Origin of the sequence: Pseudomonas sp. REP124 (assembly GCF_020164475.1) — a bacterium.
Taxonomy (GTDB): Bacteria; Pseudomonadota; Gammaproteobacteria; order Pseudomonadales; family Pseudomonadaceae; genus Aquipseudomonas.
The window spans coordinates 1-12701 of record NZ_JAIQWX010000166.1; the positions used below are offsets into that span (position 1 = coordinate 1).

Sequence of the window (12701 nt, forward strand, 5' to 3'; positions counted from 1 at the left end):
CTGTGGGAGCGGGCTTGCTCGCGAAGAGGCCGGTCCAGGCAGCAGAGATCAACCCTGCTGAAACATCTCCCTGGCCCGCTGCTCGATCTGCTCCTGGGTCAGATCTTCCTTGCGGCTCGCCAGAAACCACAAATGACCATAGGGATCCTTCAAGGTCCCCGAACGGTCGCCATAGAACTGATCCTTGACCTCCGACACCACGACGCCGCCAGCGGCAATCGCCTGTTGATAGGACTTGTCCACATCGTTCACATACAGATGCAGGCCCACCGACGGCGATTGGTCGGGATTGCTCAACGGCCCCTGATCGCACGGCGTGCCGAGCATGATCGGGCAGTCTCCGATACGCAGCTCGGCATGGCCGATACCGCCGTCGGGCATGGACAGGCGCATGACTTCGACGGCACCGAAGGCTTTCTTGTAGAACTCGATGGCCTCGGCGGCTTTTGCGATGCCCAGGTATGGGGTGATGCTGTGATAACCCTCTGGAATCGGTTTGACACTCATGACGGTTCTCCTTTCTTGTGAATAAACGATCGGGTCCAGCCGAACGGTTAAATATAGGAGCTGGCTATACCGTGCACAGTTGGCTGCGATCTTTTGATTTTGATCCTCTGCAGGCGTCGAGTTCACAAAAAAATCGCAGCCTGCGCCAGCCACATCGTCAAAGAAGCAGGTGATTATTTCGATTCCAGCAACTGCGCCCCAGGCCCTTGCTCTCCCAATACATCCCCGGAATTGCGCAACGGGCACGCCTCCATCGACAGACAACCGCAGCCAATGCAGCCATTGAGCCTGTCGCGCAGCAGAGTCAATTGCCGGATGCGCTCATCCAGATCCCGACTCCACTGCTCCGACAACAGCTTCCAGTCCGTCGCCGTCGGCGCGCGGTTGTCGGGCAAGTTCTTGAGCGCCTCGCCAATCTCCGCCAGGGGCACCCCCAGGCGCTGGGCGACCTTGATCAGCGCCACCCGCCGCAGCACCCCTCGTGGATATCGCCTCTGGTTGCCCTGATTGCGGCTGCTTTTGATCAAACCTTTGGATTCATAGAAATGCAGCGCCGTGACCGCCACACCGCTGCGCGCCGCCAGTTGGCCGACGGTGAGTTCCTTGTGCACTTGCTCCGGGCTGATCATTTGAAAAAAGCTCCTTGACCTCTAGTTAACTAGAGGTTTTAACCTGCACGCCTTCGGATCGCAAGATCCGTCCTACAGCAAGCGGGGGAGTGTTCATGCAAGCGCCGGAGAAAAATCGCAGTTTCACCCAGTTGATCGAATTCGAAATCGAACCCCATCAGCAATTGGCGCTGGTGACGGCGCTGTCGCAGCAGACCGAGCGCCTGGCCCAGCACTGCAGTGGCTTTCTGAGTGCCAGCATCCAGGCCAGCGACGATGGCCGGCGGGTGCTCAATTATCTGCAATGGCAAACCCGCGAGGCCGGGGAGGCCGCGTTCCAGGGCATTGAAAGCGGCGAGCAGGATTTCTGGCAACTGATTCGCGCCCATCAGGCGAAGACCGTCACCTTCGGTTCATTCCAGGTGCTGCACAGCCTGGAACTCAGCCAGGACCGTGCGTTGCACTGCAATCTGGTGATCTAGATCGACAGCTGCATCAAACGCTCGCCCTGGACGTTTTCCAGCGGACGGCGCTTGTTCACCGCCAGTTCGCCGATCTTGATCAGTCGGGTGCGGGTCACGTTGCGGCTCAATCCCAACAGTGCGGCGGTGTGCACTTGGTTGTAGTGGCTGAAGCGGTAGGCCGCCCGCAGCAGGGCGTCCTCGACTTTCTCGTACAGGGCGCCGGCCTGTTCTTCGAAGAGTTTCTGGAAGGCCCGGTCGAGTAGTGCTTCGGCGCTGTCGTCGAGCTGCACGTGGGTGTCATCCTGGCGCTCGATACGCAGGTTCGACAACCGCAAATCATCACGCTCGATCACCCCGTTACGGCAAATCAGCAGGGTGTGATGTATGACGTTTTCCAGTTCGCGGATGTTGCCCGGCCAGCTGTAGCTACGCAGCTTCAGCTCGGCTTCCTTGCTCAGGGTGATCGCACCGTATCCGAGGCGCTGGGTGTAGACATCGATGAAATGGCGAGTCAGCGGCAGGATGTCCCCCGGGCGATCGCGCAACGGGCTGAGATCCAGGCTGACCACGTCGAGCCGGTAGTACAGGTCTTCGCGGAAATGTCCGGCGTTGATGGCTTTTTCCAGCTGCACATTGGTCGCCGCCAGCACCCGCACATTGATGGGAATGCTCTTGCGCGAACCCAGACGCACCACTTCCCGTTCCTGCAACACCCGCAGCAACTTGACCTGGATGGCCATCGGCAAGTCGCCGATTTCATCGAGGAACAGGGTGCCGCCGTCCGCCTCTTCGAACCAGCCGGCCTTGGCGCTCAGGGCGCCGGTGAACGCGCCTTTTTCATGGCCGAACAATTCGGCCTCCACCAGGGATTCGGAAAACGCGCCGCAATTCACCGCCACGAACGGGCGATTGCGCCGGGCGCTCAGGTTGTGGATATGTCTGGCGACCAGCTCCTTGCCGGTGCCGGTTTCGCCAATGATCAGCACGCTGGCTTCACTGGGCGCGATTTGCTGCAGGTGTGCCAGCAGGGCCTGGGATTTCGGGTCCTCGAACACCTGCGCGGTGGCGCGGATCGAAGTGGCCAGTGCGGGCGAGGGCGGTAGGGTCAGCAGTTGCATGGAGGCATGCTCCTTGTCAGGCAGGCTATGAATCCAGTGGGTCATGATCGGATTTATAAAGTCTTTGCGTTATTCCGTAAAATAATATTAAAAAATATTTATAGATCTTAAGGAGATATGCCAATCGGGCATTAGAAAAACTTGATAGCGACTATCGAGAGTGATGATTTCTGCTCATCCGGAGGCGCGGGTAGCCTGTGTTCATTGCCCAGAACCCAGATTGCCAGGACGCCAAGACATGAAAACCCTGATCACCACTTTCCTGCTGTTAAGCCTTTCCGTTCTCGCCGGATGTGCCACCCATGTCTCCCCGGAACTGCGGCCCTACACCGCTGAGGAAACCCGCGAACTGGCGATGGAAGCCTTGAATCGCCAGGGTTTGTCCTTCGATGAATACCACGCGAAAAAAGCCGAGTTGCTCGGTCAGCCACAGAAAACCTTCGGCTTCGACCAGCAGGGCGAGATGAATGCCGAGCGTGCTGTACAGCTGCACGGCCGCGCAAGCTGAACAAAAACTGTACCGATCGAACTTTCGCTCAACTGTCCATGGGTTTCCCCAAGGGTCTGCGATAGGGTCAATACCTGACCGACCCTCACGGACTGCCACCCATGACGCTCTCACTCGATCTGCTGCTGGGCTTCGCCCTGTTTGCCCTTGTCACCTCGATCACACCCGGTCCGAACAACACCATGTTGCTGGCATCCGGCGTGAACTTCGGCTTTAACCGCACCATCCCTCATATGCTCGGCATTTCCTGCGGCTTCTTCGCGTTGGTCGTGGCGGTAGGTTTCGGCCTGGGCGCGGTGTTCCAGACTTATCCGGTGCTCTACACCGTTCTGCGTTACGTCGGCGCGGCGTATCTGCTGTACCTGGCGTGGAAGATCGCTCATTCCGGACCGGTGTCCGACTCTCAGAAGAGTGAAGGCAAACCCATCAGTTACCTGGGCGCCGCGGCATTCCAATGGGTCAACCCCAAGGCCTGGATCATGGCCATTGGCGCCATCAGCACCTACACACCGATGCAGGGCTACTTCACCAACGTCATCGTGATTGCCGCGGTCTTCGCCCTGATCAACCTGCCGAGCGTCGGGCTCTGGGCTGCCTGCGGCACGCTGTTGCGCAATGTATTGAAGGATCGCCGCTGGTTGCGGGTGTTCAACTGGGGCATGGCGGCATTGCTGGTGGCTTCGCTGTATCCGATCCTGCACGAAAGCTTTAGCTGACTCGCCGCTTCTTCCGGTTGCCCGATGCCTGTAAGCTGGCTTTTCAGGAGCGTACCTACGCACTTTTAATGAAGCTGGACTTCTTTAACGGCATCCGATCAGGTATTGGTAGCGTTCTGAATCCGCAACGCAGCTCACAAGGCTGCGTTTTGGCGTTTGCAGTCACGAGCCTCCTGACCCCGGAACACGCTCTGCGAGTCATATATGAATAAACGTCCGTTGTATTTCGACTACGCCGCCACCACGCCGGTGGATGAGCGAGTCATCAAGGTCATGGTCGAGTGTCTGGGCTTCAACGGCAATTTCGGCAATCCGGCCTCCAGCTCCCACGCATTCGGCCAGCAGGCCCGGCAGTCGGTCGAGCTGGCGCGGCGGCAAGTCGCTGAACTGGTGGGTGCCACGCCCGAGCAGATCGTCTGGACCAGCGGCGCCACCGAATCCAACAACCTCGCCCTCAAGGGTGTCGCCCAGGCCCGCGGCGCAGCCGGCGGCCACATCATCACCAGCCGGATCGAACACAAGGCCGTCCTCGATACCGCCCGGCAATTGCAGGAAGCCGGTGTTGCGGTGACCTATCTGGTTCCGGACGCCGATGGCCTGATCACCCCGCAAGCAGTCAGCGAAGCGATGCGTGAGGACACCTTCCTGGTGTCGCTGATGCTGGTCAACAACGAACTGGGCACGGTCAACGACATTCCTGCGATCGGCCAGGTGGTGCGTGAGCGGCAGGCGCTGTTCCATGTCGACGCGGCCCAGGGTGCCGGCAAGGTGGCGATCGACCTCGCAGAATGGCCGGTGGACCTGATGTCTTTTTCCGCCCACAAACTCTACGGCCCCAAGGGTATCGGCGCGCTGTATGTCGGCCCGCGGGCGCAGCAGCGCGTGCTGGCGCAGATTCACGGCGGTGGTCACGAAGGCGGTTTGCGTTCCGGCACCCTGGCGACCCATCAGATCGTGGCCATGGGCGAGGCGTTCGCCCTGGCATCGGCGGCATTCGCTGAAGAAAAGACGCGGATCGTCGTGCTGCGCGAGCGTCTGCTCGATCAATTGCTCGGCATGCCGGGCGTGCGTTTGAATGGCAGCCCCGAGAAACGCATCCCCCACACCCTGAGCCTGACGTTCAGCGAAGGTGAGTTCAATTCGACAGCTTTGCTGGCTTCGATCGCGTTCTCCGCGACTTCGGCCTGCAATTCGGCGAGCAATACGCCTTCCCACGTGTTGCTGGCTTTGGGGCATGACGCCCGTTCGGCCGGTCGCACCATCCGCCTGAGCCTGGGACGGTTCACCACCGAGCAGGACATCGACCAGGCGGCACAACTGATTAAAGCGGCCTGCGCCAGTGCTCCGGCATTCTGGCAGTAGGCGATAAAGGTCGACGTTGATCGGCTTTAAACAACAATGATGAGTGGTTAGCAGGAGTTACGATGAGTACGCAGTCTTCGATCAATGGATCGGTGCCCCAGCGCCTGGCGCAAACCCGTGAGCTGATGAGCCGGGAGGGCATTCACGCGCTTCTGGTGCCGTCGGCCGACCCGCACCTGTCCGAATACCTGCCGGGCTACTGGCAAGGGCGCCAGTGGTTGTCGGGCTTCCATGGCTCGGTCGGCACCCTGATCGTGACCCCGGATTTCGCCGGCGTCTGGGCCGACAGCCGTTACTGGGAGCAGGCGACCAAGGAACTCAAGGGCAGCGGCATCGAGCTGGTCAAGCTGCAACCGGGTCAACCGAGCCCGCTGGACTGGCTGGCCGAGCAGACCCCGGAAGGCGGCGTGGTCGCGGTCGATGGCGCGGTGATGGCCGTGGCTTCGGCACGCACCCTGGGCAGCAAGCTGGAGGAGCGCGGCGCGCGTCTGCGTACCGACATCGACCTGCTGAACGAAGTCTGGAGCGATCGCCCGACGCTGCCGAACGCGCCGCTCTATCAGCACAAGGCACCGCAGGCCACCGTCAGCCGTGGCGAAAAACTCGCCAAGCTGCGCGAAACCCTGCAGGCAAAGGGTGCCGACTGGCACTTCATTGCCACCCTCGACGATATCGCCTGGCTGTTCAACCTGCGCGGTGGCGACGTGTCGTTCAACCCAGTGTTCGTGTCCTTCGCCTTGATCAGCCAGCAGCAGGCCACCCTGTTCGTGGCGCTGAGCAAGGTCGATGCCGAGCTGCGTGCGGCTCTGGAAAAGGATGGCGTGACACTGCGTGATTACAGCGAAGTGGCCGCGGCACTGGCTGCAGTGCCTAGTGGGGCAAGCCTGCTGGTCGATCCGGCCCGTGTGACAGCTGGCCTGCTGGGTAACCTCGACAGCGGCGTGAAGCTGGTCGAAGGCCTGAACCCGACGACCCTGGCCAAGTCGCAGAAGAGCCTGGCCGATGCCGAGCATATTCGTCAGGCCATGGAGCAGGACGGCGCGGCACTCTGCGAATTCTTCACCTGGCTTGACTCGGCGATGGGCAATGAGCGCATCACCGAGCTGACCATCGACGAAAAACTCACCGCCGCACGCGAGCGTCGCCCGGATTACGTGTCGCTGAGTTTCAACACCATCGCCGCGTACAACGCCAACGGCGCCATGCCGCACTACCACGCCACCGAAGAAGAACACGCGGTGATCGAGGGTGACGGCCTGTTGCTGATCGACTCCGGCGGCCAGTACCTGGGCGGCACCACCGACATCACGCGGATGGTGGCGGTGGGTACGCCGACCGAAGAGCAGAAGCGCGATTGCACCCGTGTGCTCAAGGGCGTGATTGCCCTGTCCCGTGCGCGGTTCCCCAAGGGCATTCTGTCGCCGCTGCTCGACGCCATCGCCCGTGCGCCGATCTGGGCCGAGAACGTCGATTACGGTCACGGCACTGGTCACGGCGTGGGCTACTTCCTGAATGTTCACGAGGGTCCGCAAGTGATCGCCTATCAGGCCGCGCCTGCACCGCAAACCGCGATGCAGCCGGGCATGATCACCTCCATCGAACCGGGTACCTACCGTCCGGGCCGTTGGGGCGTGCGTATCGAGAACCTGGCGATGAACCGCGAGGCCGGCAGCAGCGAGTTCGGCGAGTTCCTGGAATTCGAAACCCTGACCCTGTGCCCGATCGACACCCGTTGCCTGATCCCGTCGCTGCTCAGCGAAGAGGAAAAACAGTGGTTCAACGCGTACCACGCCGAAGTGCGCGCGCGCTTGAGCCCGTTGCTCGACGGTGCGGCGCTGGAGTGGTTGAACACTCGCACGGCCGCTATTTGATCGCTTGCAGTTCAGGCGCTGACTCCAGCGCCTGGCTCATGTAATCGACAAAGGCCCTGACCCTGGCGGATTGGCGACGATTCGCCGGGGACACGGCATAGATTGGCAGGGATTGCGCAACGTAGTCCTGCAGGATCGCAATCACTCTTCCCGCCTTCAGGTCTTCGCTGAACAGCCACACCGGCGACAGCGATATTCCCAAACCTCCCAATACCATCTCGCGAATCGCTTCGGAGTTGTTGCTTTGCGCGTTGCCCTTGATCCGGACTTCGTGGCCTTTGTACGTCCATAGATTCTGGGTGCTGAGCAGGTTGAACAGCAGGCAGTTGTGCTGGCTGAGTTCTTCAGGGGTTTGCGGCTGGCCGTGTTGTTTCAGGTATTGCGGTGCCGCGACGGTAACCCGGTGGGTAGTGCCGACATGACGGGCAATCAGGTCGCTGTCGTTCAGTGCGCCGATACGGAAGGTGACGTCCAGGCCTTCGCTGACCAGATCCTGATTCTGATCGCTCAGCTGCAGGTCGATCTGGACGTTTGGGTTTTGCTTGAGGAATTGCGCCAGGCGCGGGGCAATCTGCAAGCGCCCGAAGCTGACGGATGAGCCGACTCGCAGCGGTCCGGCGATGGACTCCCGGCCGGACTGGAAACTGTGCTCGGCGGCGTCCACCGCGGCAAGGATCTGCCGGCATTCGCTGTAATAGCGTTGGCCTTCATCGGTGAGGGACAGCTTGCGGGTGCTGCGGGCAATCAGCTTTCCGCCGAGTTGCGTTTCCAGCGCACGCAGCACTTTGCTGATGGTCGGCTGGCTGGTCTGCAATTCACGTGCGACGGCGGAAAAGCTGCCGCGTTCGACCACGCGCACGAAAACGGCCATTGCGTTGAGTTTATCCACAGCGTCTCTCATTCATGCCGGATGGGCATGTTCACTATAGCGATATGGCGTCTTATCGGCATGAGTCGGTTGGCGGAAGATCAGTCCTGACTCTTCTTCTGACAGGAAATATCGAAATGACTGACTCACTGCAAATGCGTGCGCTGATGGTTGATTCGGCCAATGCGCCTTTCCGTCTGGCTTCCATCGATCGTCCGGTGCTCGGGGCAGGGCAGGTGCTGGTAAGGATTGCGGCCAGTGGGGTGAACCCGCTGGACGGGAAGATCCGTGCGGGTCAGGCCGGTCATGCGCGTCAGCCTCTGCCTGCGGTGTTGGGTATGGATCTGGCGGGGACCGTGGAAGCTGTGGGCGCTGGCGTCGGTGGCTGGACGCCTGGCGATGAAGTCTACGCGATGGCCACGGGGATTGGCGGGGCCCAGGGTTCGCTGGCGGAGTACGCGGTCGTCGACGCGCGGTTGCTGGCTCGCAAACCGAACAATCTGAGCATGCGTGAAGCGGCGGGGTTGCCCCTGGTATTGATTACCGCGTGGGAAGGGCTGGTCGATCGGGCGCGGGTGCGGGCGGGGCAGAAGGTCTTGATACATGGCGGAGCGGGTGGTGTAGGTCACGTCGCCGTGCAGATCGCTCGCGCTTTCGGTGCCGAGGTGTTTGCCACGGGCTCGGCTCGAAGCCAGCGGATCATCGAGAGTCTGGGGGCTACCTTTATCGACTATGGCAAATCGTCAGTCGAGGACTATGTGGCTGAGCATACGGGCGGGGAGGGCTTCGATATCGTTTATGACACCGTGGGCGGCGAAACCCTGGATGCGTCTTTCAAGGCGGCGCGGGTTTATCACGGTCATGTAGTGAGTTGCCTGGGATGGGGGCAGCACAGCCTCGCGCCGCTGTCATTTCGCGGGGCGAGCTATTCCGGAGTCTTCACCTTGCTGCCGCTCCTGACCGGTGAAGGGCGTGAACATCATGGGGAAATACTGGGTGAGGCGTCGCGCCTGATCGAAGCCGGCAAGCTCAAACCGATTGTCGACTCGCGCCGGTTCACCCTGGAAAGCGCCGAGGCCGCCCATGAGCTGCTCAAGTCGGGAGCTGCACAAGGGCGGTTGGTCATCGAGATTTAACTCAGGGCCTGGCGAACGAATTCCAGGCGGTCCTGACCGAAGAACATTTCGTCTCCGACAAACATGCTGGGGGCACCGAAAACGCCGCGTTGAACGGCTCTTTCGGTGTTGTCCTTGAGCGCGGCCTTGATGTCCTCATCGGCTGTCAGGGCCAATGTTTCGTGGGGGTCGAAACCGTTGCGGGTCAGCACGGTCGCGACGGTTGCCGGGTCATCGAGACTTTGGCCTTCATCCCACAGGGCCTTGAACAGGCAATCGATAAAGGCGGCAAAACGCTCGGGATGGCGCAACTGGATACCGGTGACGGCGCGCATCAGCATCAGGGTGTTGATCGGGAAGTGCGGGCTGTACTTCAGCGTCACGCCATAGCGCCTGGCATAACGATCGAGGTCCTGAAGCATGTAGCGACCCTTGGCCGGGATGGTCGCCGGAGAGGCGTTGCCGGTCGCTTTGAATACACCGCCGAGCAGGATCGGGATGAAGACCAGCTGGCTGTCGGTTTGCTCGCAGATTTTCGGCAGCTGGGTGTACGCCAGGTAGGTGGCGGGGCTGCCCAGGTCAAAATAGAACTCCACTGTTTTGCTCATGGTCGATGCGCTCTGTTTATTGTTAGCTGTTTATTGTTGTAGAGGAGGGCTTACCAGCGTTCATTCCAGGGGCGCAGATCCAGCTCGAACGTCCAGGCGTCACGGGGCTGGTTGTGCAGGTACCAGTAATTCTCGGCAATGTGTTCAGGGTTGAGAATGCCGTCCTGATCCTTGGTCGCGTATTTTTCGGGAAAGGATTCCCGGATGAAGTCGGTATCGATGGCTCCGTCGACGACGACGTGCGCGACGTGAATATTCATCGGGCCCAATTCGCGGGCCATGCTTTGCGCCAAGGCGCGGATGCCGTGTTTGGCGCCGGCGAACGCGGCGAAACCGGCAGCTCCCCGCATGCCGGCGGTTGCACCGGTAAACAGGATCGTTCCACGTTGGCGCCGCGCCATGCGGATGGCCACTTCGCGGGCGTTGAGAAAACCCGAGAAGCAGGCCATTTCCCAGATCTTGAAATACTTGCGGGCGGTTTCTTCGAGGATGCTGCAGGGCACGTTAGCGCCGATGTTGAAGACAAATGCTTCGATGGGCCCAAACTCGTTTTCAATCTGCTCGATCAGGGCGACGACCTCTTCTTCCTTGCGGGCATCGCAGGCAAACCCATGGGCCTGGCCGCCACTGGCGCGGATGGTCTCGACCAGCGGCTGTAACTTGTCTGCGCTTCGACGAGTGACGCAGGCGACAAATCCTTCCTTGGCAAAGCGTTTGGCAATGGCGCCGCCGGTGGCATCACCTGCGCCGACGACCAGTACGACCTTCTTGTTATTCATGGGCAGATCCCTTTGGTAAACGATCGTTAACTAAACGAACGTTATGCTACGATTCGCGCAGCGTCAAGGTGGCCAATTCTGAGGGAAGGGCAATGCGATACTCGGTCAATCACAAGCTGGAAACCCGGGAAAAGCTGCTGCAAAGCAGCGCGGTGTCCGCCAAGAAGTCGGGTTTTTCCACGGTGGGTGTCGACGGCTTGATGAAGGCGATCGGCTTGAGTGGTGGGGCGTTCTACAGCCATTTTTCGTCCAAGGATGAACTGTTCGCTTCAATCGTCGAGCGTGAACTACGGCAGAGTCTGGAGCGATTGGGAGCTGATCGGGATCGCGAAAAGCTTGAACGCTGCCTGAAACGTTATCTCAGCATGTCCCATGTCGAGCATCCGGAAAGCGGCTGTGCCTTGCCCGCACTGGGCGCCGAGATCGCTCGCTGCGATGAGGCGATTCGTCAGCAGGCGGAGCACTGGATTTGTCAGTTGCAGGAAAGTTGGGCGCAGGTGCTGGAGAGCGACAGTCTCGCCTGGGCCGTCCTGTCGCAATGCATCGGAGCGTTGGTGGTGGCACGGATGCTTGCCACGCCCGAGCTTCAGCAAAGGGTGCTGAAGTCCAGTTACGATGAGATCGGTCGCCAGATTGCTGATCCGAACGCCTGACGGCCTCACATCATTTGCAGATGACGATCATGCTGCGGCTGGTGTAGCCCGCGGGGTTGAGCCCAAAGGGGTAATCCCCCGGCTCCTCCACCCCATCCCCTGACTTGGCGATGACCTTGTATCCCTTGGGAGCGCAAGAATTGGCGGCACTGCTGTAGCACTTGTCCCAGGAGGACGAGAGGCCCGAGCAGTTGATGTGTAGCCCTTTCTTGCCGTGTTTGATCTGGGTCTTCGTGGTCGCCGCACAGCCCGCGACTGCAAGTACGGCGATCAGTATCAAAATTCGTTTCATTGCTTTCCTTGGTGCATTCCGGATCTGACGCCCGGTCTCGCAGTAATCGCTTTTCGTATGAAGCGTTCTGATATCCCTATCCTGAAAAGTCCATGTCTGACACTGGGTTGCGGGCCTAAACATGGCCTAATTGAACGGTAAATACCAGCACCTCTTCACATCTTGCGTTAATCCGCCGCAACGGCGGGCTTTGCGGCACTGCCCATGGTCATGGTTGCGCCGACAGAAGCCAGGATGATGCACAGGATAGCCATCCACTGTGACAGCGAGAGGTATTCATGAAGGAACAACAAACCTGACAGCGCGCCAAAGGCCGGCTCGATGCTCATCAGGGTGCCGAAGGTTCTGGCCGGCATGCGAGTGAGGGCGACCATCTCCAGGGTGTAAGGCAGTGCCGTGGACAGGATGGCGACGCCGAGGGCGATCGGGAGCAGGGATGGCGTCAGCAGTGCGCTGCCGGCGTGGACAATGCCGATCGGAGCGACGAAAAGCGCGGCAATCATCACGCCCAGCGCGGCGGTCTGAACGCCATGATCGGCGCCGGCTTTCTGACCGAAAAGAATGTACAACGCCCAGCAAACACCTGCGCCCAGTGCGTATCCCGCGCCCAGTGGATCGATGGCTGCCGTTGTCGCGCCTGTCGGGATCAGCAACAGCAGGCCGACAGCCGCCAGGGCAATCCATAGAAAGTCGATTGCCCTGCGGGATGCGTAGATGGCGACGGCCAGAGGACCGGTGAACTCCAAGGCTACCGCGATACCCAAGGGGATTGTTTGCAGGGACATATAGAAGAGGAAGTTCATTCCCCCCAGTGCCATGCCGTAGACGATGACCGTGCGCAGTGATTTGGCGGTTAGCTTGGCTCGCCACGGTCGCAGTATCAGCAGCATGATCACGCTGGCAAAGATCAGACGCAGGGTGGTGGTGCCCTGGGCGCCGATTACCGGGAACATGCTTTTGGCCAGGGAGGCACCGGACTGGATCGACGCCATGGCTATTAATAGCAGGCCTACCGAAAACAGGGTCGAGGCAAGGCTGCGAGGCTGATCATTCATTGAGAGGCATCGTCCGAAGTAGAGAGCTTGGTATATTAGTCTTGATTGTGTGCAATATACTGCGCAATCACTGCGGGCGCGTCTATATATGGCCGCTAATTTGTATTTGTTGATAGAAAGTTCAAATCAGTGCTTGACGGCAGATTTCAGATCTCTATAATTCGCCCCACTTCCGGC

15 protein-coding genes are annotated in these 12701 nt (G+C 60.1%); 7 read left to right on the plus strand and 8 right to left on the minus strand.

What is annotated here, in order from left to right; translation table 11 throughout:
- Positions 1 to 48: 48 nt before the first annotated feature.
- Together K9857_RS26335 and soxR are read right to left on the minus strand one after the other, a co-directional pair.
- The gene (locus K9857_RS26335) at positions 49 to 507 is read right to left on the minus strand and encodes a VOC family protein (protein WP_224540851.1); all 459 of its coding nucleotides are present in this window, start codon (positions 505 to 507) and stop codon (positions 49 to 51) included.
- Positions 508 to 680: 173 nt separating this feature from the next.
- Entirely contained in the window at positions 681 to 1136 is a 456-nt protein-coding gene (gene soxR / locus K9857_RS26340; protein WP_224540854.1) for a redox-sensitive transcriptional activator SoxR, read from the minus strand.
- Positions 1137 to 1231: 95 nt separating this feature from the next.
- Between soxR and K9857_RS26345 the strand changes: the two genes are divergently transcribed.
- On the plus strand, positions 1232 to 1597 hold the full coding sequence (locus tag K9857_RS26345) for an antibiotic biosynthesis monooxygenase (protein ID WP_224540856.1): 366 nt from the start codon (positions 1232 to 1234) through the stop codon (positions 1595 to 1597).
- Here K9857_RS26345 and K9857_RS26350 read toward each other — a convergent pair.
- Positions 1594 to 2697: a sigma-54 interaction domain-containing protein gene (locus K9857_RS26350; protein WP_224540858.1), complete on the minus strand. Its 1104-nt coding sequence runs from the start codon at positions 2695 to 2697 to the stop codon at positions 1594 to 1596. The two genes, K9857_RS26345 and K9857_RS26350, sit on opposite strands and share 4 nt — an antisense overlap.
- 238 nt (positions 2698 to 2935) lie before the next feature.
- Between K9857_RS26350 and K9857_RS26355 the strand changes: the two genes are divergently transcribed.
- From K9857_RS26355 to K9857_RS26370, 4 genes are all read left to right on the plus strand, one after another.
- The gene (locus K9857_RS26355) at positions 2936 to 3205 is read left to right on the plus strand and encodes a hypothetical protein (protein WP_224540860.1); all 270 of its coding nucleotides are present in this window, start codon (positions 2936 to 2938) and stop codon (positions 3203 to 3205) included.
- 101 nt (positions 3206 to 3306) lie between these two features.
- On the plus strand, positions 3307 to 3921 hold the full coding sequence (locus tag K9857_RS26360) for a LysE family translocator (RefSeq protein WP_224540862.1): 615 nt from the start codon (positions 3307 to 3309) through the stop codon (positions 3919 to 3921).
- Positions 3922 to 4125: 204 nt separating this feature from the next.
- Positions 4126 to 5283, plus strand: a complete 1158-nt coding sequence (locus tag K9857_RS26365; RefSeq protein WP_224540864.1) for an aminotransferase class V-fold PLP-dependent enzyme — start codon at positions 4126 to 4128, stop codon at positions 5281 to 5283.
- A gap of 62 nt (positions 5284 to 5345) precedes the next feature.
- The gene (locus tag K9857_RS26370; RefSeq protein ID WP_224540866.1) at positions 5346 to 7154 is read left to right on the plus strand and encodes an aminopeptidase P family protein; all 1809 of its coding nucleotides are present in this window, start codon (positions 5346 to 5348) and stop codon (positions 7152 to 7154) included.
- Here K9857_RS26370 and K9857_RS26375 read toward each other — a convergent pair.
- Entirely contained in the window at positions 7147 to 8055 is a 909-nt protein-coding gene (locus K9857_RS26375; protein WP_224540867.1) for a LysR family transcriptional regulator, read from the minus strand. The genes K9857_RS26370 and K9857_RS26375 overlap by 8 nt on opposite strands.
- 104 nt (positions 8056 to 8159) lie before the next feature.
- Between K9857_RS26375 and K9857_RS26380 the strand changes: the two genes are divergently transcribed.
- Complete coding sequence (locus K9857_RS26380; RefSeq protein WP_224540869.1) at positions 8160 to 9158, plus strand: zinc-dependent alcohol dehydrogenase family protein; 999 nt, start codon at positions 8160 to 8162, stop codon at positions 9156 to 9158.
- Here the strand turns inward: K9857_RS26380 and K9857_RS26385 are convergent.
- Both K9857_RS26385 and K9857_RS26390 read right to left on the minus strand, forming a co-directional pair.
- Positions 9155 to 9745, minus strand: a complete 591-nt coding sequence (locus K9857_RS26385; RefSeq protein WP_224540871.1) for a 2-hydroxychromene-2-carboxylate isomerase — start codon at positions 9743 to 9745, stop codon at positions 9155 to 9157. The two genes, K9857_RS26380 and K9857_RS26385, sit on opposite strands and share 4 nt — an antisense overlap.
- A 50-nt stretch (positions 9746 to 9795) precedes the next feature.
- Complete coding sequence (locus K9857_RS26390) at positions 9796 to 10524, minus strand: SDR family oxidoreductase (RefSeq protein WP_224540873.1); 729 nt, start codon at positions 10522 to 10524, stop codon at positions 9796 to 9798.
- A gap of 92 nt (positions 10525 to 10616) precedes the next feature.
- Here K9857_RS26390 and K9857_RS26395 point away from each other — a divergent pair, with 92 nt between their 5' ends.
- A complete protein-coding gene (locus tag K9857_RS26395) occupies positions 10617 to 11177 on the plus strand; it encodes a TetR/AcrR family transcriptional regulator (protein ID WP_224540875.1) in 561 nt (186 codons plus the stop codon).
- Positions 11178 to 11187: 10 nt separating this feature from the next.
- On the opposite strand, the gene K9857_RS26400 is transcribed toward K9857_RS26395, so the two are convergent.
- Both K9857_RS26400 and rhtA read right to left on the minus strand, forming a co-directional pair.
- Positions 11188 to 11469 (minus strand): hypothetical protein, encoded by a 282-nt coding sequence (locus K9857_RS26400; RefSeq protein ID WP_224540877.1) that lies wholly within the window; start codon positions 11467 to 11469, stop codon positions 11188 to 11190.
- A gap of 167 nt (positions 11470 to 11636) precedes the next feature.
- The gene (gene rhtA / locus K9857_RS26405) at positions 11637 to 12524 is read right to left on the minus strand and encodes a threonine/homoserine exporter RhtA (protein ID WP_224540879.1); all 888 of its coding nucleotides are present in this window, start codon (positions 12522 to 12524) and stop codon (positions 11637 to 11639) included.
- Between the last annotated feature and the right edge of the window lie 177 nt (positions 12525 to 12701).

What these genes read in the sequence shown, in the direction of transcription:
- K9857_RS26335 (WP_224540851.1), bottom strand. Translation starts at nt 507, where the DNA reads ATGAGTGTCAAACCGATTCCAGAGGGTTATCACAGCATCACCCCATAC.
- soxR (WP_224540854.1), bottom strand. Translation starts at nt 1,136, where the DNA reads ATGATCAGCCCGGAGCAAGTGCACAAGGAACTCACCGTCGGCCAACTG.
- K9857_RS26345 (WP_224540856.1), top strand. Translation starts at nt 1,232, where the DNA reads ATGCAAGCGCCGGAGAAAAATCGCAGTTTCACCCAGTTGATCGAATTC.
- K9857_RS26350 (WP_224540858.1), bottom strand. Translation starts at nt 2,697, where the DNA reads ATGCAACTGCTGACCCTACCGCCCTCGCCCGCACTGGCCACTTCGATC.
- K9857_RS26355 (WP_224540860.1), top strand. Translation starts at nt 2,936, where the DNA reads ATGAAAACCCTGATCACCACTTTCCTGCTGTTAAGCCTTTCCGTTCTC.
- K9857_RS26360 (WP_224540862.1), top strand. Translation starts at nt 3,307, where the DNA reads ATGACGCTCTCACTCGATCTGCTGCTGGGCTTCGCCCTGTTTGCCCTT.
- K9857_RS26365 (WP_224540864.1), top strand. Translation starts at nt 4,126, where the DNA reads ATGAATAAACGTCCGTTGTATTTCGACTACGCCGCCACCACGCCGGTG.
- K9857_RS26370 (WP_224540866.1), top strand. Translation starts at nt 5,346, where the DNA reads ATGAGTACGCAGTCTTCGATCAATGGATCGGTGCCCCAGCGCCTGGCG.
- K9857_RS26375 (WP_224540867.1), bottom strand. Translation starts at nt 8,055, where the DNA reads ATGAGAGACGCTGTGGATAAACTCAACGCAATGGCCGTTTTCGTGCGC.
- K9857_RS26380 (WP_224540869.1), top strand. Translation starts at nt 8,160, where the DNA reads ATGACTGACTCACTGCAAATGCGTGCGCTGATGGTTGATTCGGCCAAT.
- K9857_RS26385 (WP_224540871.1), bottom strand. Translation starts at nt 9,745, where the DNA reads ATGAGCAAAACAGTGGAGTTCTATTTTGACCTGGGCAGCCCCGCCACC.
- K9857_RS26390 (WP_224540873.1), bottom strand. Translation starts at nt 10,524, where the DNA reads ATGAATAACAAGAAGGTCGTACTGGTCGTCGGCGCAGGTGATGCCACC.
- K9857_RS26395 (WP_224540875.1), top strand. Translation starts at nt 10,617, where the DNA reads ATGCGATACTCGGTCAATCACAAGCTGGAAACCCGGGAAAAGCTGCTG.
- K9857_RS26400 (WP_224540877.1), bottom strand. Translation starts at nt 11,469, where the DNA reads ATGAAACGAATTTTGATACTGATCGCCGTACTTGCAGTCGCGGGCTGT.
- rhtA (WP_224540879.1), bottom strand. Translation starts at nt 12,524, where the DNA reads ATGAATGATCAGCCTCGCAGCCTTGCCTCGACCCTGTTTTCGGTAGGC.